Source organism: Citrobacter sp. GW821-FHT07H02, from assembly GCF_059418505.1.
This window is the reverse complement of sequence record NZ_JBWKPZ010000013.1, coordinates 76,568-97,588: the sequence shown is the minus strand read 5'-3', so window position 1 is coordinate 97,588 and position 21,021 is coordinate 76,568. Positions and strand designations below refer to the sequence as shown.

The 21,021-nt window shown below is 52.3% G+C and carries 21 protein-coding genes; 14 read left to right on the top strand and 7 right to left on the bottom strand.

What is annotated here, in order from left to right:
• Positions 1-69: 69 nt before the first annotated feature.
• A complete protein-coding gene (gene stpA / locus AC07NP_RS14235; RefSeq protein ID WP_203360276.1) occupies positions 70-471 on the bottom strand; it encodes a DNA-binding protein StpA in 402 nt (133 codons plus the stop codon).
• A gap of 696 nt (positions 472-1,167) precedes the next feature.
• Here stpA and alaE point away from each other — a divergent pair.
• Positions 1,168-1,605 carry an L-alanine exporter AlaE gene (alaE, locus tag AC07NP_RS14230; protein ID WP_203360275.1) on the top strand — a complete coding sequence of 146 codons (438 nt, stop codon included), beginning with the start codon at positions 1,168-1,170 and terminating at the stop codon, positions 1,603-1,605.
• A 35-nt stretch (positions 1,606-1,640) separates the two neighbouring features.
• Here the strand turns inward: alaE and AC07NP_RS14225 are convergent, their stop codons facing one another.
• Positions 1,641-1,997: a DUF2002 family protein gene (locus AC07NP_RS14225; RefSeq protein ID WP_192613190.1), complete on the bottom strand. Its 357-nt coding sequence runs from the start codon at positions 1,995-1,997 to the stop codon at positions 1,641-1,643.
• 161 nt (positions 1,998-2,158) lie between these two features.
• Here AC07NP_RS14225 and AC07NP_RS14220 point away from each other — a divergent pair, with 161 nt between their 5' ends.
• On the top strand, positions 2,159-2,485 hold the full coding sequence (locus AC07NP_RS14220; RefSeq protein WP_203360274.1) for an ElaB/YgaM/YqjD family protein: 327 nt from the start codon (positions 2,159-2,161) through the stop codon (positions 2,483-2,485).
• Positions 2,486-2,535: 50 nt separating this feature from the next.
• Here the strand turns inward: AC07NP_RS14220 and pdxR are convergent, their stop codons facing one another.
• Positions 2,536-3,873, bottom strand: coding sequence for a MocR-like pyridoxine biosynthesis transcription factor PdxR (gene pdxR, locus AC07NP_RS14215; RefSeq protein ID WP_494660883.1), 1,338 nt, complete (start codon positions 3,871-3,873; stop codon positions 2,536-2,538).
• Between the two features lie 91 nt (positions 3,874-3,964).
• On the opposite strand from pdxR, the gene AC07NP_RS14210 reads away from it, so the two are divergent.
• From AC07NP_RS14210 to emrB, 12 genes are all read left to right on the top strand, one after another.
• Positions 3,965-4,396, top strand: a complete 432-nt coding sequence (locus AC07NP_RS14210; RefSeq protein WP_494660865.1) for a carboxymuconolactone decarboxylase family protein — start codon at positions 3,965-3,967, stop codon at positions 4,394-4,396.
• Positions 4,397-4,665: 269 nt separating this feature from the next.
• Positions 4,666-4,902, top strand: a complete 237-nt coding sequence (gene nrdH, locus AC07NP_RS14205; protein ID WP_494660864.1) for a glutaredoxin-like protein NrdH — start codon at positions 4,666-4,668, stop codon at positions 4,900-4,902.
• Positions 4,899-5,309 (top strand): class Ib ribonucleoside-diphosphate reductase assembly flavoprotein NrdI, encoded by a 411-nt coding sequence (gene nrdI / locus AC07NP_RS14200; RefSeq protein ID WP_494660863.1) that lies wholly within the window; start codon positions 4,899-4,901, stop codon positions 5,307-5,309. The genes nrdH and nrdI overlap by 4 nt, the downstream gene beginning before the upstream one ends.
• Complete coding sequence (gene nrdE / locus AC07NP_RS14195; protein ID WP_494660862.1) at positions 5,282-7,426, top strand: class 1b ribonucleoside-diphosphate reductase subunit alpha; 2,145 nt, start codon at positions 5,282-5,284, stop codon at positions 7,424-7,426. The genes nrdI and nrdE overlap by 28 nt, the downstream gene beginning before the upstream one ends.
• A 10-nt stretch (positions 7,427-7,436) precedes the next feature.
• Positions 7,437-8,396 carry a class 1b ribonucleoside-diphosphate reductase subunit beta gene (gene nrdF / locus AC07NP_RS14190; protein WP_494660861.1) on the top strand — a complete coding sequence of 320 codons (960 nt, stop codon included), beginning with the start codon at positions 7,437-7,439 and terminating at the stop codon, positions 8,394-8,396.
• A gap of 356 nt (positions 8,397-8,752) precedes the next feature.
• Positions 8,753-9,955: a glycine betaine/L-proline ABC transporter ATP-binding protein ProV gene (proV, locus tag AC07NP_RS14185; RefSeq protein WP_203360268.1), complete on the top strand. Its 1,203-nt coding sequence runs from the start codon at positions 8,753-8,755 to the stop codon at positions 9,953-9,955.
• Positions 9,948-11,003, top strand: a complete 1,056-nt coding sequence (gene proW, locus AC07NP_RS14180; protein WP_494660860.1) for a glycine betaine/L-proline ABC transporter permease ProW — start codon at positions 9,948-9,950, stop codon at positions 11,001-11,003. Before proV ends, proW begins: the two co-directional genes overlap by 8 nt.
• Positions 11,004-11,071: 68 nt before the next feature.
• Positions 11,072-12,067: a glycine betaine/L-proline ABC transporter substrate-binding protein ProX gene (proX, locus tag AC07NP_RS14175; RefSeq protein WP_494660859.1), complete on the top strand. Its 996-nt coding sequence runs from the start codon at positions 11,072-11,074 to the stop codon at positions 12,065-12,067.
• Positions 12,068-12,200: 133 nt separating this feature from the next.
• Positions 12,201-13,385, top strand: coding sequence for an MFS transporter (locus AC07NP_RS14170; protein WP_494660858.1), 1,185 nt, complete (start codon positions 12,201-12,203; stop codon positions 13,383-13,385).
• 460 nt (positions 13,386-13,845) lie between these two features.
• On the top strand, positions 13,846-14,376 hold the full coding sequence (gene mprA, locus AC07NP_RS14165) for a transcriptional repressor MprA (protein ID WP_203360264.1): 531 nt from the start codon (positions 13,846-13,848) through the stop codon (positions 14,374-14,376).
• 129 nt (positions 14,377-14,505) lie between these two features.
• Entirely contained in the window at positions 14,506-15,678 is a 1,173-nt protein-coding gene (gene emrA, locus AC07NP_RS14160; protein ID WP_203360263.1) for a multidrug efflux MFS transporter periplasmic adaptor subunit EmrA, read from the top strand.
• Positions 15,679-15,694: 16 nt separating this feature from the next.
• The gene (gene emrB, locus AC07NP_RS14155) at positions 15,695-17,233 is read left to right on the top strand and encodes a multidrug efflux MFS transporter permease subunit EmrB (RefSeq protein ID WP_494660857.1); all 1,539 of its coding nucleotides are present in this window, start codon (positions 15,695-15,697) and stop codon (positions 17,231-17,233) included.
• A gap of 127 nt (positions 17,234-17,360) precedes the next feature.
• Here emrB and luxS read toward each other — a convergent pair whose 3' ends face one another.
• The 4 genes from luxS to yqaB all read right to left on the bottom strand — a co-directional run bounded on the left by luxS (position 17,361) and on the right by yqaB (position 20,646).
• Complete coding sequence (luxS, locus tag AC07NP_RS14150; RefSeq protein ID WP_494660856.1) at positions 17,361-17,876, bottom strand: S-ribosylhomocysteine lyase; 516 nt, start codon at positions 17,874-17,876, stop codon at positions 17,361-17,363.
• Positions 17,877-18,025: 149 nt separating this feature from the next.
• Positions 18,026-19,582 (bottom strand): glutamate--cysteine ligase, encoded by a 1,557-nt coding sequence (gene gshA / locus AC07NP_RS14145; protein WP_494660855.1) that lies wholly within the window; start codon positions 19,580-19,582, stop codon positions 18,026-18,028.
• 72 nt (positions 19,583-19,654) lie between these two features.
• Positions 19,655-20,083: a YqaA family protein gene (locus tag AC07NP_RS14140; protein WP_192613202.1), complete on the bottom strand. Its 429-nt coding sequence runs from the start codon at positions 20,081-20,083 to the stop codon at positions 19,655-19,657.
• The gene (gene yqaB / locus AC07NP_RS14135) at positions 20,080-20,646 is read right to left on the bottom strand and encodes a fructose-1-phosphate/6-phosphogluconate phosphatase (protein WP_494660854.1); all 567 of its coding nucleotides are present in this window, start codon (positions 20,644-20,646) and stop codon (positions 20,080-20,082) included. The genes AC07NP_RS14140 and yqaB overlap by 4 nt, the downstream gene beginning before the upstream one ends.
• Positions 20,647-21,021 lie beyond the last annotated feature (375 nt).

Below are 21,021 nucleotides of genomic sequence, written 5' to 3'. Positions count from 1 at the left end.
GTGGAGTCCGGTTTCCGGTAATAAACCGGAGGCAGTGTAATGCTGCCATCCGGCATATCACGACCCGTATTAAATCAGGAAATCATCCAGAGATTTACCGGCTGCCAGCGCCTGAGCAATCGGCTTAGGTGTACGCCCCTGCCCGGTCCAGGTTTTCGTTTCACCATTAAAATCGATAAAACGGTATTTCGCCGGACGCGGCTGACGTTTTTTCGTTACGCGAGGTGCCGCAGTTTGCATTCCCAGTAATTCTTCCGGGTTAATGCCGTCCGCTTTCATCAGCTCGAGAAAAGTATTAATTTTCTCTTGCTGCTCTGCACGTTGACGCTGCTGTTCTTCTTCTTCTTCACGTCTTTCTTTAGTGACAACCCTGAATTTTTCGAGCATTTCTTCAAGAACGTCAATGGAGAATTCGCGAGCCATTGCACGCAGCGTACGAATATTATTTAAGTTCTGTAACATCAAATTCATAATAATAAAAACCTTTTAACGCAGAAAGCCAAAAACAGTATTACAGAAGGAAGTGTATTCGATATTTAATGATATTTCCAGACCCAGGCGTGTTTAAGAATATTATGAAATGTCACTTTATAATGATTATTTATCAAACACCCGCCAGTGAATATATTGCAGCCGAACTGCATTTTGTGAATAAATAAAAAAATATATTTTCCTGTGGTGTACCAGAAAATCCGCGAAAACTAAGCGACTGACGGAGAATGTCACTCACTCACCACTGGAGCTGTAATGAATAAAAATTTATAAAAAGCGATTAATTAGCCATATCGCTTAGATGGAGTTTTATACTGCAAAATAACCCAATACAGCATTAAACATGCTGGTAAGACAAAAACCGCCTGCGCCGCCGAGTTCTCTGTTGAATCTGATACATTTCACAATGATTCTCAAAAAAACCGAAAAGACAAGACGCTATAACGATTTGATTTAAAATACATTTACTGCAAACGGACACCGAAAATCCCGAAACGTACAAAAAACAGACCATTGCAGAGCATTTTATCGACAAAAAGCGTATAAATAAAAATTTTACGCTAATTGCTAGTTATTATATAGAGATATACTCTATGCAAAAGCGAAAAGGCTTCGCTAATTCACTACAGGGCAGTATTTAACGACGATTAATCCCCTTTGACAAGGAGCATTAACATGTTCTCACCGCAGTCACGCTTGCGTCATGCTGTCGCTGACACGTTCGCGATGGTTGTTTACTGTTCTGTCGTGAACATGTTGATCGAGATATTCCTCTCCGGAATGACCTTTGAACAGTCGCTTTCATCCAGGCTGGTGGCTATACCGGTTAACATCCTTATCGCATGGCCGTATGGAATGTACCGGGATCTGTTTATGCGCGTTTCGCGCAAGGCAAGTTCGGCAGGATGGGTGAAAAACCTGGCGGATATTCTGGCTTATGTAACCTTCCAGTCGCCGGTTTATGTCGCTATTTTGCTGACGGTTGGCGCTGACTGGCATCAAATCACCGCCGCCGTGAGTTCGAATATCGTGGTATCAATGTTGATGGGGGCAGTATACGGTTATTTTCTCGATTACTGCCGTCGCCTGTTTAAGGTCAGCAGTTACGCCTGAGTCATCACTGGCGACTGGCCCCGCCAGTCGCTTTATTAGTTTGCGTTCAGTTTCGCCTCGCCAAACAACCCATTCAAATAACGTTCCAGCGCAATACGCGAGCTAAATCCGTGTGGAATACCGTAATGCTCGTGCGTTTCACCCGCTAAATACAGTGGAAATTGCTGATAGTGATCGCAGGTTTTAATATCCGTTGCAGGCTCTGCCAGCGAAGAGCTTCGTTCTTTTAATGTCGGATGAATCACTAATGCGGTTCGTCCCATACGCGCTTCTCGATTCACGTAGACATAATTTTCGCCACGCCGATAACCGTATGCTTTTTGTGTCACTACATCGACGGTAAAGCCTACTTTTTCAAGTACGCGCGCCACCTCATCTGGTCGTAAATACATATAATTTCCTCGTCATCTTTTACCGCGGCCTTACCATACCTGATTCAGCATTAGCAGCGCTTTCAGAAAAATCCATAAACATACGAATACAGCGTGATGAACGTCGGAAGATAAAATTATGGTCTACACTGAAAAGCACATCGAAATCAATGGAGGATCATATGTTTAACAGACCCAACCGAAACGACGTAGATGAAGATGTACAGGATATTCATAATGATGCCAGTCGATTAGCTGACAGTCTGGAAGAGGTGCTTAAGTCCTGGGGGAGTGACGCCAAAGACGAAGCGGAGGACGCACGACGCAGAGCGCAGGCTTTGCTGAAAGAGACTCGCGCACGTATGCATGGTCGCACTCGCGTCCAGCAGGCAGCCCGGGACGCCATTGGCTGCGCGGATACTTTTGTACGCGACAAACCCTGGTGCAGCGTGGGTACCGCAGCGGCGGTCGGTATTTTTCTCGGCGCGCTACTGAGTCGGCGTCGCTAACAGGCCGATATGCCGGATGATGGCGCCAAAACGTCTTATCCGGCATTGCTTCACGACGCTATCGCCTGCCTGAGCTGTTGCGCGACCTGTTTCGCCATCGCGGCGGTGGTGATATTGGTAAACGACAGCAGCAATCCGCCCTGCCCTTCCTCTCTTATTCGCCAGCGACTCAACGCCTGAACCGCCAACCCGGCATGATTCGCCTTCTCTACCAGAGAAACATCATCACCTTCTACTGAAATCACCATCTGGATGCCCCCTTCCTGCGACACCACGTGAAAGCCCTGCTCCGTTAGCGCCTCTTCTATCCAGTGGCGGCGCTCGGCGTAATGTTGACGCATCTTTTTTAAATGTCGCCAGAAATGGCCGTCGCGAATGAAATCCGCCAACGTCTGTTGCCATAACACCGGTACGCTGCTGGCCATCAATGCCGCCTGCTCACGAAATCGCGCGACCTGATTCATCGGCACCACCAGCCATGCCGTGCGCAGCGCCGGAAAGAGTGACTTGCTGAATGTTCCGGCATACACCACGCGCTGCGGCGCATCCAGACTTTTCAGCGGAGGCAGCGGCTTACCGTGATAGCGGAACTCACTGTCATAGTCATCCTCGATAATCCATGCCTGTGAACTGGCGGCCCACTCCAGGAGCTGATGGCGACGCGCCAATGACAGCGCCACGCCCAGCGGACTCTGATGCGCGGGCGTTAGCAGGACAAAACGCGCCTGTGGGTAAGCGCGGATCCCCGCCGACACATCCAGACCATCGCCATCGACCGGCACGGGCAACAATTCAACCCGCTCCTGCTCGATAACCGGGCGAATCAGAGGAAAACCAGGGTCTTCCACCCACATGCCATCCCCCGGTTGTGCCAGCGCCCGCAGGATGAGCATCATCGAGGACGCATATCCGGACGTCACAAACACCTGCTCCGGCTCACACTCGATACTGCGTGAGACCCGCAGGTAGTCGACAATCGCCTGACGCAGCACGGCTTCGCCACAAACCTCGCCCAGCGCCAGGTCAAAACGCGTCTGGGTGCGCAGACGGCGTCCCATGACACGCGCCCATATCTCGCGTGGGAAGAGATCCAGCGCGGGTAATCCCATCTGAAAAGGCTGCGGCGTCTGGCTTTCTCCGGCAAAAACAGCCGGCGCGGCATGCGGTTTTTCCAAACGCAGATGACCACTGACAAACGTTCCGGCTTGTCCACGCCGTTCCAGCCAGCCCTGAGCCACCAGCTCACCGTACGCATTTTCCACCGTTGAGCGGGAAATGCCCAACTCCTGCGCCCACGTGCGGCTGGACGGCAACCGTGCGCCAGGTTTGAGTTCACCTTGTTCAATGGCATTTTTTAATTGACGGGCGATTTGCTGATAGCGCGGCATCATTATGGCCTGCTTTTTATGTGAAAATATGGCTCTCTTTAACAGTCCATTATAGTGCTACAGTGCAGCCATTGAAACGAGGAGAAACACCATGACAACATTACGCCAGCCCTATTATGAACTTAGCCCTGAAGTCTATAACGCTTTGGTTCAGGCGAAACAAGCACTGGAAAACAGCGCACTGGATACCACGCTAATGGAATTGGTTTATCTGCGCATTTCGCAAATCAATGGCTGCGCGTTTTGCCTTGAAATGCACAGCAAAGGGCTGCGTAAATCCGGCGTTGAGCAAACCAAACTGGATGCGCTGGCAGGTTGGCGGGTAAGCCATCGTTTCAGTGAACAGGAACGCGCAGCGCTCGCCTGGGCTGAATCCGTCACGGATATTGTCGGCACCCGCGCGGAAGATGACGTTTATCTGCCGTTGCTCGACCATTTTAGCGCCAGAGAGGTAAGCGATCTGACCTTTGCGATCGGCCTGATGAACTGCTTTAACCGTCTGGCAGTGAGCATGCGGATGTAACTTTTGTTGCCGAATGGCGCTATCGCTATCAGGTTTACAAAAGAGCACATTCTTGGCCGGATAACACGCTTGTGTCGCCATCCGGCAATTTCCCCAATAACGCCCCCTCCCCGCTGAGTGCATTAGTCGGGGCGTAATCAATCTAAATTTCCCATATCTTGTATGGTTGAATCTTTTTACAACTACATCTAGTATTTCCTTTATCGAAACACATACAACCCGACGCATACCTTCGCGCCGTTCTCTAACTTTAAATGGAAATACGAATCATGCGCATAACTATTTACACTCGAGATAATTGCGTTCAGTGCCACGCAACTAAACGGGCGATGGAAAGCCGTGGCTTTGATTTTGAGATGGTGAACGTCGACAGGCTCCCTGATGCGGCAGAAACCCTGCGTGCCCGGGGTTTTCGCCAGTTGCCAGTCGTGGTTGCCGGGGAAACCAGCTGGTCTGGATTCCGCCCCGACATGATTAACCGTCTGCGCGCCGAACCCCACGCATGAGCCAGCTCGTCTACTTCTCCAGCAGCTCCGAAAACACGCATCGCTTTATGTTGCGTTTGGGGTTGCCTGCCATCCGTATCCCGCTTAATGAGCGAGAACGGATCCGCGTGGATGAACCTTACCTTCTGGTGGTGCCCTCTTATGGTGGTGGAGGTACTGCGGGCGCGGTACCCCGACAGGTGATCCGCTTTTTAAATGATGAACACAACCGGGCGTTAATTCGCGGCGTTATTGCCTCTGGCAATCGCAATTTCGGTGAAGCGTATGGCCGCGCCGGAGACGTTATTTCACAAAAATGCGGCGTGCCCTGCCTGTATCGCTTTGAGCTGATGGGAACGCCTGCCGATATCGATAATGTCCGAAAAGGAGTGAACGAATTTTGGCAACGACAACCGCAGAACGCGTGACGCCGACAACCACGGATTATCATGCCCTGAATGCCATGCTGAATCTGTATGACGAAGCGGGCCATATTCAGTTCGACAAAGACCGCCAGGCGGTAGAGGTATTCATTACCACGCATGTGAAGCCCAATTCCGTGGCGTTTGCCAGCCAGGATGAGCGTCTGGATTATCTGTTACGTGAAGGCTATTACGATAACCACGTGCTCAGCCGCTATGACCGCGCGTTCGTGGTATCGCTGTTTGCCCGGGCACATGCCAGCGGTTTTCGTTTCCAGACATTCCTCGGCGCATGGAAGTACTACACCAGCTACACGTTGAAAACCTTTGACGGTAAACGCTATCTGGAAGACGTTGAAGACCGCGTCACCATGGTGGCGTTGACGCTGGCGCAGGGCGACGAAACGCTGGCGATCCAGCTCGCTGATGAAATGCTTTCCGGGCGCTTTCAGCCTGCCACGCCGACTTTTTTAAACAGCGGGAAGCGCCAGCGGGGTGAACTGGTCTCCTGTTTTCTGCTGCGCATTGAAGACAACATGGAGTCGATTGGGCGGGCGGTAAACTCGGCGCTTCAGCTGTCTAAACGCGGCGGCGGCGTGGCGTTTTTGCTCTCTAATTTGCGCGAAGCCGGCGCGCCAATTAAACGCATTGAAAACCAGTCCTCGGGTGTGATCCCCGTAATGAAAATGCTGGAAGATGCGTTCTCTTATGCCAACCAGCTTGGGGCGCGCCAGGGGGCAGGCGCGGTCTGGCTGCACGCGCATCATCCGGATATTCTGCGTTTTCTTGATACCAAACGTGAAAATGCCGACGAAAAAATCCGTATCAAAACGTTGTCGCTTGGCGTGGTGATCCCGGATATCACTTTTCAGTTAGCCAAAGAGAACGCCGAAATGGCGCTGTTCTCACCCTATGACGTGGAGCGTATTTACGGTAAGCCGTTTGGCGATATTGCGATAAGCGAGCTGTATCATGAGCTGGTTGCCGACGAACGCATCCGTAAAAAAACCATTAACGCCCGCGACTTTTTCCAGCGCCTTGCTGAGATCCAGTTTGAGTCCGGCTATCCGTACATCATGTATGAAGACACGGTCAATCGCGCCAGTCCCATTGCCGGGCGTATTAATATGAGCAATCTGTGCTCGGAGATATTGCAGGTCAACAGCGCATCTACCTATGACGAAAACCTGGATTACGCGGACATCGGTCACGACATCTCCTGTAATCTCGGTTCGCTGAACATCGCCCACGTCATGGACTCTCCCCACTTTGGCCGCACCGTGGAAATCGCCGTTCGCGCTCTGACGGCGGTATCGGACATGAGCCATATGCGTAGCGTCCCCTCAATTGACGTGGGCAACGCCGCTTCACATGCCATCGGACTTGGACAAATGAACCTGCACGGCTATCTGGCGCGGGAAGGGATTGCTTATGGTTCGCCGGAGGGACTGGATTTCACCAATCTCTATTTCTACACCGTCACCTGGCATGCGCTGCATACCTCGATGTTGCTGGCGCGCGAACGCGGTAAAACCTTCGCCGGGTTTACCCAATCCCGCTACGCCAGCGGCGACTATTTTGCGCAGTATCTGCACGGCGACTGGCAACCAAAAACCGGGAAAGTCCGGGCGCTGTTTGCCCGTGCCGGCATAACGCTGCCGACGCGCGAAATGTGGTTGCAACTGCGCGATGATGTGATGCGCTACGGTATCTATAACCAGAATTTACAGGCGGTGCCGCCGACCGGGTCGATCTCCTACATTAACCATGCGACATCAAGTATTCATCCCATTGTGTCGAAAGTGGAGATCCGCAAGGAAGGCAAAACCGGGCGCGTTTACTACCCGGCGCCGTTTATGACCAACGAGAATCTGGCGATGTACCAGGACGCCTATGAGATTGGCCCGCAGAAAATTATCGATACCTATGCCGAAGCCACAAAGCATGTGGATCAAGGGCTATCGCTGACGCTGTTTTTCCCCGATACCGCCACCACCCGCGATATCAACAAAGCGCAGATCTACGCCTGGCGCAAAGGCATCAAAACAATCTATTACATCCGACTACGCCAGAGGGCGCTGGAAGGTACTGAAATTGAAGGCTGCGTGTCATGCGCGCTGTAAGGAGATCGAAGTGAAACTATCACGTATCAGCGCCATCAACTGGAACCAGATCCAGGACGATAAAGACCTGGAAGTGTGGAATCGCCTGACCAGCAACTTTTGGTTGCCCGAGAAGGTGCCGCTGTCTAACGATACGCCAGCCTGGCAATCACTGAGCGCCGTTGAACAACAACTGACTATTCGCGTCTTCACCGGCTTAACCTTGCTCGACACCATTCAGAATATCGCCGGTGCGCCCTCGTTGATGGCGGATTCATTGACCCCGCATGAAGAAGCGGTGCTGTCGAATATCAGCTTTATGGAAGCCGTACATGCCCGTTCATACAGCTCTGTCTTCTCGACGCTGTGTCAGACCAAAGACGTCGACGCCGCCTATGCCTGGAGTGAGCGCAACGAACCGTTACAGCGTAAAGCAGACATTATCCTGACCTGTTACGCGTGCGAGGAACCGCTGAAGAAGAAAATTGCCAGCGTATTTCTCGAATCATTTCTGTTTTACTCCGGCTTCTGGCTCCCGATGTATTTTTCCAGCCGCGGCAAACTGACCAACACCGCCGACCTAATCCGCCTGATCATCCGTGATGAAGCGGTCCACGGCTATTACATCGGTTATAAGTACCAAAAAGGGCTGGAGAAAGCCTCAGAATCGGAACGTGAATCGCTGAAGGATTTTGCCCTTGAACTGCTGATGGAACTGTATGACAACGAAGTCCGCTATACGCAAGAATTATACGCAGAAACCGGCTGGGTCGAGGAGGTCAACGCCTTCCTTTGCTACAACGCCAATAAAGCCTTAATGAATCTGGGATATGACACATTGTTTCCGGCAGAAATGGCCGACGTTAATCCGGCAATTCTTGCTGCGCTGTCGCCCAATGCCGATGAAAATCATGATTTCTTTTCCGGGTCGGGATCATCCTATGTCATGGGTAAATCGGTAGAAACCAAAGACGAAGACTGGAGTTTCTGATAATGGCTATTGACGTAAATATCGCGCTGATATTTGCGTTAATATTTTTAACGCGATCACATTTTTGTCATTCAATTATTATTGTGTGATCTACACTCATTATCTTCCATCTTATCCGCCTGAACACTGACAATTCAGGCGCATTTCAAATGCCCCTTACAAAAAATATCGCCACGTAATCATTGGCGCTCAGCCCTTATATCACGGGAAATCCTGCCGAATAGCATTCCATTGCATTAACATCATTAACAAATTCAGGGTTGTCTCAGATTCTCAGTATGTTAGGGTAGAAAAAGGTGACTATTTCTATCAGGTAACATATTGACATATATAAATAACAGGAAACAATCTATTGCATGGCAATTAAATTAGAAGTTAAAAATCTCTATAAGATATTTGGTGAGCATCCACAGCGAGCTTTCAAATATATTGAAAAAGGACTTTCGAAAGAGCAGATTCTGGATAAAACGGGGCTATCGCTTGGCGTTAAAGACGCCAGTCTGGCCATTGAAGAAGGCGAGATATTTGTCATCATGGGATTATCCGGTTCGGGTAAATCCACAATGGTACGCCTTCTCAATCGCCTGATTGAACCCACCCGCGGGCAAGTTCTGATTGACGGTGTCGATATTGCAAAAATATCCGATGCAGAACTTCGCGAGGTGCGCAGAAAAAAGATTGCGATGGTGTTCCAGTCATTTGCATTAATGCCGCACATGACGGTGCTGGACAATACAGCATTCGGCATGGAATTAGCCGGTATTGCTGCGAATGAACGTCGGGAAAAAGCGCTCGATGCGTTACGCCAGGTCGGACTGGAGAATTATGCTCACGGCTACCCGGATGAACTTTCCGGGGGCATGCGTCAGCGTGTCGGTCTCGCCCGCGCATTAGCCATCAATCCTGACATCTTATTAATGGATGAAGCCTTCTCGGCCCTCGATCCGTTAATTCGTACTGAGATGCAGGATGAACTGGTAAAACTGCAAGCGAAACACCAGCGAACCGTGGTCTTTATTTCCCACGATCTGGATGAAGCGATGCGTATTGGCGACAGGATTGCCATTATGCAAAATGGCGAAGTCGTACAGGTCGGGACGCCGGATGAGATTCTGAATAATCCGGCGAATGATTATGTCCGCACCTTCTTCCGCGGCGTTGATATTAGCCAGGTGTTCAGCGCAAAAGATATTGCCCGCCGTAGTCCCGTGGGATTAATTCGTAAAACCCCAGGGTTCGGTCCACGTTCTGCGCTGAAATTATTACAGGATGAAGACCGCGAATTCGGCTACGTCATTGAACGCGGAAATAAGTATGTCGGCGTGGTGTCAATTGACTCCTTAAAATCGGCATTAAGTCAGGCGCAAGGCATGGAAGCGGCGTTGATCGAACAGCCATTAGCCGTAGATGCGCAAACCCCACTCAGCGAATTGCTTTCTCATGTTGGTCAGGCGCCCTGTGCAGTACCGGTCGTCGACGAGGAACAACAGTATGTCGGCATCATTTCAAAACGCATGCTGTTACAGGCTTTAGATCGCGAGGGGGCAAATAATGGCTGATCAAAACAATCCGTGGGATACCGCACCGGCAACAGAGAACGCCGCACAATCGGCAGATGCCTGGGGCAGCGCGCCTGCCAACAGCGGCGGTGCAGACTGGCTGAACAGCGCGCCTGCGCCAGCGCCGGAACATTTTAATATTATGGATCCTTTCCATAAGACGCTGATCCCACTGGATAGCTGGGTGACACAGGGGATCGACTGGATAGTACTGCACCTCCGCCCGGCCTTTCAGGGGATCCGTGTGCCGGTAGATTATATCCTGAGCGCCTTCCAGCAACTGCTGCTGGGAATGCCAGCGCCGGTGGCGATTCTTCTTTTTGCTCTGATCGCCTGGCAAATGTCGAGCCTCGGCATGGGGATCGCCACGCTGGTCTCGCTAATTGCCATTGGTGCCATCGGTGCCTGGTCTCAGGCAATGATTACGCTCGCATTGGTGCTCACCGCGCTGTTGTTCTGCGTCATTATCGGGTTACCGCTGGGAATTTGGCTGGCGCGTAGCCCCAGGGCATCTAAGATTATCCGCCCGTTGCTGGATGCGATGCAGACCACGCCAGCGTTCGTCTATCTGGTGCCGATTGTGATGCTTTTCGGCATTGGCAATGTGCCAGGCGTGGTGGTGACCATCATCTTCGCCCTGCCGCCGATTGTGCGTCTGACCATTCTGGGGATCAACCAGGTGCCAGCGGATCTGATTGAGGCTTCGCGCTCATTTGGCGCCAGTCCGCGCCAGATGCTGTTCAAAGTTCAGTTGCCGCTGGCAATGCCCACCATTATGGCAGGCGTCAACCAGACACTGATGCTGGCGCTCTCCATGGTCGTGATCGCCTCCATGATTGCTGTTGGCGGGCTGGGCCAGATGGTTCTGCGCGGCATCGGTCGTCTCGATATGGGACTGGCCACTGTTGGCGGAGTGGGCATAGTGATCCTCGCCATCATTCTGGATCGTCTGACACAAGCCGTGGGGCGCGACGCGCGCAGCCGTGGCAACCGCCGCTGGTATACCACCGGTCCTGTTGGGCTTTTTACCCGCCCTTTCATCAAGTAATTCACCTGTTGCCCGGTAGCGCGATGCCTGCCGGGCCTCAGTGTCCCTCCAATAATTAAGGAACAACGATGCGACAGAAAATAATCATTGCCACAGCGTTTGCCACCCTTGTCTCCACCAGCGCTTTCGCTGCTGACCTGCCGGGCAAAGGCATTACCGTACAGCCAATTCAAAGCACTATTTCCGAAGAAACCTTCCAGACACTGCTGGTCAGCCGGGCGCTGGAAAAACTCGGTTATACCGTCAGTAAACCGAGTGAAGTCGACTACAACGTGGGTTACACCTCCATTGCCTCTGGCGATGCCACGTTTACTGCCGTGAACTGGCAGCCGCTGCATGATGATATGTACGCCGCTGCGGGTGGCGATAAGAAGTTCTATCGCGAGGGGGTATTCGTCACAGGTGCCGCCCAGGGTTATCTGATCGACAAAAAAACCGCCGAACAACACAACATCACCAATATCGCGCAATTGAAAGACCCGAAAATCGCCAAACTGTTCGACAGCAACAACGACGGTAAAGCGGACTTAACCGGCTGTAACCCAGGCTGGGGCTGTGAAGCGGCCATTAATCATCAGTTAGGTGCCTATGACCTGACGAAAACCGTTGACCACAACCAGGGTAACTATGCGGCGATGATGGCCGATACCATCGCCCGTTATAAAGAAGGCAAGCCAGTGCTTTACTACACCTGGACACCGTACTGGGTGAGCGACGTGTTGAAACCAGGTAAAGATGTGGTCTGGTTGCAGGTCCCGTTCTCCTCTCTGCCGGGTGTGCAGAAAGATATCGACACCAAACTGCCGAACGGTGCGAACTATGGCTTCCCGGTGAGTACGATGCATATTGTCGCCAACAAAGCCTGGGCTGAGAAAAACCCGGCGGCGGCGAAACTGTTTGCCGTCATGAAACTGTCAGTTGCGGATATCAACGCCCAAAACTCGATGATGCATGAAGGTAAGGCTTCCGAAGGTGATATTCAGGGTCATGTTGACGGCTGGATCAAAGCTCACCAGCAGCAATTTGACGGCTGGGTGAAAGAAGCGTTGGCCGCGCAGAAGTAATGTAAGCTTTATGCCTGATGGCAAGACGCCATCAGGCACATTTCACCTCCCCCGCTAAACCGCACAATCCATCACCTGAATTCATTTTCATTCGTTATGATTGTTGTCACTCAATCAAAACATACTGATAACAATGAATAACCCCACACATCCCCTGAGTCCGGCGCTGATTGTTCTGATGTCTGTCGCCACCGGTCTGGCGGTCGCCAGCAACTATTACGCGCAGCCGCTGCTCGACAGCATCGCCCGCACGTTCTCGCTTTCGGCCAGCTCCGCCGGATTTATCGTCACAGCCGCACAGCTGGGCTATGCGGCCGGGTTACTGTTTCTGGTTCCGCTGGGCGACATGTTTGAACGCCGGACGCTGATTGTCTCAATGACACTGCTGGCGGCAGGCGGCATGTTGATCACCGCCAGCAGCCAGTCGCTTGCCATGATGATCCTGGGGACGGCGCTCACCGGATTGTTCTCGGTCGTCGCCCAAATTTTGGTTCCTCTGGCCGCCACCCTCGCCACGCCGGATAAGCGCGGTAAGGTGGTCGGCACCATCATGAGCGGTCTGCTGCTGGGGATTTTACTGGCGCGAACCGTCGCCGGATTGCTCGCTAATCTCGGCGGCTGGCGAACCGTATTCTGGGTCGCTTCCGTGTTGATGGCGCTGATGGCTCTCGCGCTGTGGCGTGGACTGCCGAAGATGAAACCGGAAACCCATCTCAATTATCCGCAGCTGCTGGGTTCCGTATTCAGCCTGTTTATCCACGACAAACTGCTGCGCACCCGCGCACTGTTAGGATGCCTGACCTTTGCCAACTTCAGCATCCTCTGGACTTCAATGGCCTTTTTGCTTGCCGCGCCGCCGTTTAACTATTCCGAAGGGATGATTGGCCTGTTTGGTCTGGCAGGTGCCGCAGGGGCGTTGGGCGCACGGCCTGCAGGTGGTTTTGCCGATAAAGGAAAATCCCATCTCACGACCACCATCGGCCTGGCGCTGTTGCTGCTCTCCTGGCTGGCTATCTGGTATGGACACACCTCCGTGCTGGCGCTGATTGTCGGTATTCTGGTGCTGGATCTGACGGTTCAGGGCGTACACATCACCAACCAAACGGTTATCTATCGTATTCACCCGGATGCGCGTAACCGTCTGACGGCGGGTTACATGACCTGCTATTTTATCGGCGGCGCTGCCGGTTCTCTGGTTTCCGCATCCGCCTGGCAACATGCAGGGTGGACTGGCGTTTGTCTGGCGGGGACGACCGTTGCCGTACTTAACCTGCTGGTCTGGTGGCGAGGTTTTCATCGACAAGAAGCCGTAAATTAAGCAGACGCTAAGCGTTTATGCCTGTTTGGGCTCCTTAGGGTGTTAAGGTGCCCCCCAGTCTGTTAAGGTTATAGGAATTATTTATCCTGATTATTTAACATCGGTGACGAATCATATAATCCTATGGAAAGCCCTGCCCACCTGTCTGATCCCAGTCCGGCGACGATCGCTGAGGGATGTGAAGACAGCGTACCGATAGTCATCAGCGGTAACCCGTTCGCTTTTACGTTTACCCGTCGGGGGTTTCCCCCCGCTGGGGTCACGTCAGGTTTCATGCCTCCCGTACTGCTTATTCGTTGTTTGCTCGCTCCCCGCATCGTTGCGTTTTCCGGACTACGGATTAGCCCGGAAAATACTGGCGATTTTATAACCAGCAAGAATCGTTTTAATTTAATAATACATTTACTTTATTTGTCACTGTCGTTACTATATCGGCTGAAATTAATGAGGTCATGCCCAAATGGATAGTTCGTTTACGCCCATTGAACAAATGCTAAAATTTCGCGCCAGCCGCTACGAAGATTTCCCATATCAGGAAATTCTTCTGACCCGTCTTTGCATGCATATGCAGGGCAAGTTGCTGGAAAACCGCAATAAAATGCTGAAAGCTCAAGGGATTAACGAGACGTTGTTTATGGCGTTGATTACGCTGGAGTCTCAGGAAAACCACAGTATTCAGCCATCGGAACTGAGTTGTGCACTCGGTTCGTCCCGTACTAACGCAACACGAATCGCGGATGAGTTAGAAAAACGCGGCTGGATCGAACGTCGTGAAAGCGATAACGATCGTCGTTGTCTGCACCTGCAATTGACTGAAAAGGGGCATGATTTTTTGCGTGAGGTTCTCCCACCTCAGCACCACTGCCTGCATCAGCTTTGGTCATCACTCAGCACCGCCGAAAAAGATCAGCTTGAGCACATCACGCGTAAACTCCTGACCCGTCTCGATCAGATGGATAAGGACGGTGCCGTTCTTGAGGCACTACGCTAACGCGTCGACACGCTCAAAAATCCAGATTTATAAAAGAAAAAAACTGACAGGCCAGCACGTGACACTGCTGGCCTTTCTGACAAACAGGTCGGCTCAGCCGATGTGAGAAATAAGATCGTGGAGAACAACATGAGCGCAAATGCGGAGACTCAAACCCCGCAGCAACCGGTTAAGAAGAATGGCAAACGTAAAAGTATGCTTATCCTTCTCACCTTGCTCTTTATTATTATTGCCGTGGCATATGGGATTTATTGGTTTTTAGTATTGCGTCATGCCGAAGAGACTGATGATGCGTACGTGGCAGGGAACCAGGTGCAAATCATGGCGCAGGTATCCGGCAGCGTGACCAAAGTCTGGGCTGATAATACTGACTTTGTGAAAAAAGGCGATGTCCTGGTCACGCTCGATCAGACCGATGCCAAACAAGCGTTTGAAAAAGCCAAAACAGCGTTAGCCTCAAGCGTACGTCAGACACACCAGTTAATGATCAACAGCAAGCAGTTGCAGGCGAGCATTGAAGTGCAGAAAACCGCGCTGGCCCAGGCACAAAGTGACTTTAATCGTCGTGTTCCGCTGGGTAACGCCAACCTGATTGGCCGCGAAGAGCTGCAACACGCGCGTGATGCCGTCGCCAGCGCCCAGGCGCAACTTGACGTCGCGATTCAACAATATAACGCTAATCAGGCCATGATCCTCGGTAGTCGGCTGGAAGATCAGCCTGCCGTGCAACAAGCGGCGACTGAAGTCCGCAATGCATGGCTGGCGCTGGAACGTACGAAAATTGTCAGCCCGATGACAGGATACGTGTCTCGCCGCGCCGTTCAGCCAGGTGCCCAGATTAGTCCGACCACACCGCTGATGGCGGTCGTTCCGGCGAACAATCTGTGGGTCGATGCCAACTTTAAAGAGACTCAGCTGGCGCATATGCGCATTGGCCAACCGGCTACCGTCATCAGCGATATTTACGGCGATGACGTGAAATATACCGGGAAAGTCGTCGGTCTCGATATGGGAACAGGCAGCGCCTTCTCGCTGCTCCCTGCGCAAAATGCGACCGGTAACTGGATCAAAGTCGTACAGCGTCTGCCAGTCCGTATTGAACTGGATGCGCAGCAACTGGCGCAACATCCTCTGCGTATTGGTTTATCGACATTAGTGACGGTAGATACCTCAAATCGCGATGGGCAGGTGTTGGCTAGCCAGGTGCGCACAACGCCCGTTTCTGAAAGCGATGCCCGAGAAATCAGTCTCGCTCCGGTCAATAAGCTGATCGAAGAGATAGTCCTGGCCAACGCGGGTTAATCCTGAGGTGCGTGTGATGCAACAGCAAAAACCGCTGGAAGGCGCACAGCTCGTCATTATGACGATCGCGTTGTCGATGGCAACGTTCATGCAGGTTCTGGACTCCACCATTGCTAACGTGGCGATCCCAACTATCGCCGGAAACCTTGGCTCTTCATTGAGCCAGGGAACATGGGTGATCACCTCATTCGGGGTGGCAAACGCCATTTCGATTCCGATCACCGGATGGCTGGCGAAACGCGTTGGCGAAGTGAAGCTGTTCATGTGGTCCACCGTCGCCTTTGTCATTGCGTCGTGGGCCTGCGGCGTCTCCAACAGCCTCAATATGCTGATCTTCTTTCGTGTGATACAGGGGATTGTTGCCGGGCCATTAATTCCGCTTTCGCAGAGCCTGTTGCTGAATAACTATCCGCCCGCTAAGCGCTCTATCGCCCTGGCGTTATGGTCGATGACGGTGATTGTCGCGCCGATTTGCGGCCCGATTCTCGGCGGCTATATCAGCGATAACTACCACTGGGGCTGGATATTCTTCATCAACGTGCCTATCGGCGCGGTGGTCGTATTGATGACGCTGCAAACCCTGCGCGGACGGGAAACCCGCACCGAGCAGCGGCGGATTGACGCCATCGGCCTCGCGCTGTTGGTGGTCGGGATCGGCAGCCTACAGATTATGCTCGACCGCGGCAAAGAACTGGACTGGTTCGCCTCGCAGGAGATTATCATTCTGACCGTGGTCGCCGTTGTCGCCATTAGCTTCCTGATTGTCTGGGAATTGACGGACGATAACCCCATTGTCGATCTCTCGCTGTTTAAGTCGCGAAACTTCACGATAGGGTGTCTGTGTATCAGTCTGGCCTATATGCTCTACTTCGGCGCTATAGTCCTGCTGCCGCAGCTGTTGCAGGAAGTGTATGGCTATACCGCGACGTGGGCAGGTCTGGCATCTGCGCCAGTGGGGATTATTCCGGTGATCCTGTCGCCCATTATCGGACGCTTCGCGCACAAGCTGGATATGCGCAGGCTGGTCACGTTCAGCTTTATTATGTACGCCGTCTGCTTCTACTGGCGCGCATACACGTTCGAGCCGGGCATGGATTTCGGCGCATCGGCCTGGCCGCAGTTTATTCAGGGTTTCGCTGTGGCCTGCTTCTTTATGCCGCTGACAACGATCACCCTCTCCGGCTTACCGCCTGAGCGTCTGGCGGCGGCATCGAGTTTGTCGAACTTTACGCGAACGCTGGCAGGTTCCATTGGTACTTCAATTACGACCACCATGTGGACCAGCCGCGAGTCCATGCACCATGCACAGTTAACCGAGGCGGTGAATCCGTATAACCCCAATGCAAGGGCCATGTACGATCAGCTCCAGGGGCTGGGCATGACCGAACAGCAGGCTTCTGGCTGGCTCGCCCAGCAGATAACCAGCCAGGGGCTGATTATCTCTGCCAATGAAATTTTCTGGATGTCGGCGGGGATATTTCTGGTGTTGCTCGGACTGGTCTGGTTCGCCAAACCACCCTTTGGCGCGGGTGGCGGCAGCGGCGGTGCGCACTAGTAAAAAAGCCAGTTCTTTTGAACTGGCTTTTTTTGTGTCGGGTGGCAGCTTCACTTACCCGACCTACGAGGACATTTCTCATTGTAGACCGGATAAGATGCGTCAGCATCGCCATTCGGCACAGCAACTAGATATGCAGTTCCTGCAGCTTATCTTTTGGCAGCGCCAGCGCTTCATTGCTGTTCACGCGAACATCGCGCTCCAGAATATGACGCGCAATCTCCTGCGCTTCGCTCAGCGAGTGCATCTGATACGTACCACACTGGTAGACGTTCAGTTCCGGGATCTGGTTTTGATCCTGCACTTTCAGCACGTCCGCCATCGCCGCTTTCCAGGCATCCGCCACGCGCTGCTCGTCCGGCGTACCAATCAGGCTCATATAGAAACCTGTACGGCAGCCCATCGGGGAGATGTCGATGATCTCAACGCCGTTACCGTTAAGGTGATTACGCATAAAGCCCGCAAACAGGTGCTCCAGCGTGTGAATGCCCTTTTCCGGCATCACTTCTTTGTTTGGGATGCAGAAACGCAGATCAAACACGGTAATGGCGTCGCCATGCGGGGTGTTCATCGTTTTCGCGACCCGGACTGCAGGTGCTTCCATCCGGGTATGATCGACAGTGAAGCTATCTAACAACGGCATTTCGCCACCTCCGATAATTATTTTAAAAATAAACTGAACTCTTTGTTCCGGGGCGAGTCTGAGTATATGAAAGACGCGCATTTGTTATCATCATCCCTGTTTTCAGAGATGAAATTTTGGCCACTCCCGAGTGGCCTTTTTCTTTTCTGTCAGGCGTGCTTTTCCAGCCATTCTGCAAACGACTCGGTATCCGCCGCTTCGACATCCTGCTGGCGACGTTTCGATGCCTCGCGTTCAGCAATAAAGTCCTGCTCCTGCAATACTTCCAGCGGCTCTTCACGCAGCAAATTACGATAGGCCTCGCCCAGCGCTTTGCCTGTTCCACCAATTCCTGTGTCAATCATAGACCGCAGAATACGTGCCGAGAACGTCAGTTCCGGATTATCGAAGCAGGCTACCAGTTCATCGCAGACGTTCTGATATTCCTCTCCGCCGTGGATGCTGTCCAGCGTTTGTGCCACACGTTTTAGATCGCGGAACAAGTCTTTACCGACTTTCGGCAGCGGGAACTGCGCCGTTTGACAGCCAATACCTAACGTCAGGCCTGGCTTACGCCCTTCCAGAATCACCCGATTCCAGTTAGTACGCGTACACAGGAGTTCGTCGCTGCTCATTTCCGGCGCATCCGCCAATACGCACCAGACCATAAACAGATCAAGGAAACGCACCTGCTGCTCGTCCACGCCAATCGGCGAGAACGGGTTAATATCCAGCGAACGCACCTCTATATACTCAATACCGCCGCGCAAAAGCGCATCTGACGGCGATTCGCCGCTACGCGTTACACGCTTCGGACGAATTGGCGCATAGAGTTCGTTTTCAATCTGCAGAACGTTGTTGTTAATTTGCAGGCGCTTGCCGTCTTTCTCCAGCCCAATCTCCGCATACTCCTCGGAAGGCGTTTTGATCGCGCGCTTTAATCCTGCCACATACTCATGCAGATCGTTAAACGTAATACCGAGATTGCTTTGCGACTTATTGGTATAACCGAGATCGCTTAGGCGCAGAGACGTTGCATACGGCAGGTAGTACATGCCGCAGTCCGTTTTCTCAAACGGCAGCGTGGTCGGTTTTCCCTGCAGGAACGAAGAGCAAATAGCCGGGGACGCGCCAAACAGGTACGGGATCACCCAACCAAAACGGTAATAGTTACGAATCAGACGGAAATAACCGGCGGAGATTTTTTCTTTCGCATCTTCGCCTTCCGTTACGCCACACTTCGCCTGCCAGAACGCCATCGGCAGCGAGAAGTTGTAATGCACGCCAGAGATGGTTTGCATCAACGCGCCGTAGCGGTTTTTCAGCCCTTCGCGATACAGCGTTTTCAGACGACCGATGTTAGAGGTTCCATACTGCGCCAGTTCGATATCCTGCCCTTCGGCAATATAGCAAGGCATGCTCAGCGGCCACATCCGTTCATCGCCCAGGTTTCTGGCCGTGAAACGATGCAGATCGCGCATCAATGTCAGCATATGTTGAATATCGCCATCGACCGGAGTGATAAACTCCAGCAGCGCTTCAGCAAAGTCGGTCGTTATCCATTTATGCGTCAGCGCAGAGCCTAACGCCTCTGGATGACCCGTCGTTGCTAATGTGCCATCAGCATTAACACGCAGTGTTTCGCGCTCTAGCCCGCGCTGAATCCCCTTCAATGCCTGAGGATGCTTTTCCAGCCAGGCCAACGCCTGTGATACGTCCGGGATCAAATTGACCTCCCGCCTGTCAAAATCGTTTTATTTAGCATAATTGTAATGGTGACCATGTGTGTCAATCTACAATTAGTGCCACCACATCATGCCCTGAAGAGTAGCCGCTGCGACCACAACATAGCGCAACGTTTTACCAAGACATAAAAAAAAGAGCACTGGCCCCCATGAGATGCGCATCCATCCCGCCAGTAAGCACAGTAAATCCCCCACGACCGGCATCCAGCTTAATAGCAGTGTGACTGCGCCATAACGCTTAAGCCAGCCCGTGGCTTTTTCTTGCCAGCGCGACGTTTTACGTAACGGGAAGAAACGCCCAAGGATAACGTTAGTTAACCCCCCAAGGCTATTACCCATTGTTGCTGTTAAGACTAAGACCCAGGGATGACTTACCCCAGAAACTAACATCGCCGCTAAAACAACTTCTGAATTTCCGGGCAATAGCGTGGCGCTGAGAAAACTACTGGCAAACAGTGACAGGAGCGACAGTCCATCACTCACAATAATCGAACGTCCACAGCATCCATTCCCGCCGCACGTGCCGCCTGCAGACCAAAATCAGCATCTTCAAACACCACACATTGCGCTGGAATCACGCCCATGCGTTCCGCGCACAGTAAGAACGTATCAGGCGCGGGTTTGTGATGCTGAACATGATCAGCCGCGACGACCGCATCAAAATAGCGACGTAAGTCCAGGTGAGCCAACAACGCTTCAGCGATGGCACTTTCACTACCGGTTCCCACTGACATCGGGCGACGGCCATACCAGGCCTTCACCACCTCAACTAAAGGCAACGGTTCGACGCTGTCCAGCAGCATACTTTTTACCGTATCGGTTTTTTCTCGCGCCAGCGAATGGGGGTCAAGATCGGCATGATTGAGTTCAATGATCGACTGAGCAATGCGCCAGGTTGGAGAACCGTTGAGTGCTACCATTGCCTGAAGATCAAAATGCAGGCCGTAGCGTCCTAATACCTCACTCCACGCCTTACGGTGCGTCGGTTCAGTATCCAGGAGGGTGCCATCCATATCAAAAATCAAACCCGCATAACGTTCGTACATTGCGTTCTCACCAGCCTAATGACCAGACGTTACTTTATCGTAATTGATTGATTTTGTCGCTGATGGAGATAGTGAGGATTGTTCAGTGTGTGAAGCAAAGAAGTGTTTGTGTGAAGAAATGAAGTGTTTTGTAGAAGATGGGGGATCCGGGAGGATTATTTCTGAGAAGATGGTGCATCCGGGAGGATGACTCACTGGTGTTCGCCCTGCGGGCCGTTGCTAAAGCAACGTTATCCTCCCTGGTACTTGCGGTATGTCCGCAGACCATGAAACAACACATTGACTGTTATTTCCGAGAAGATGGTGCATCCGGGAGGATTCGAACCTCCGACCGCTCGGTTCGTAGCCGAGTACTCTATCCAGCTGAGCTACGGA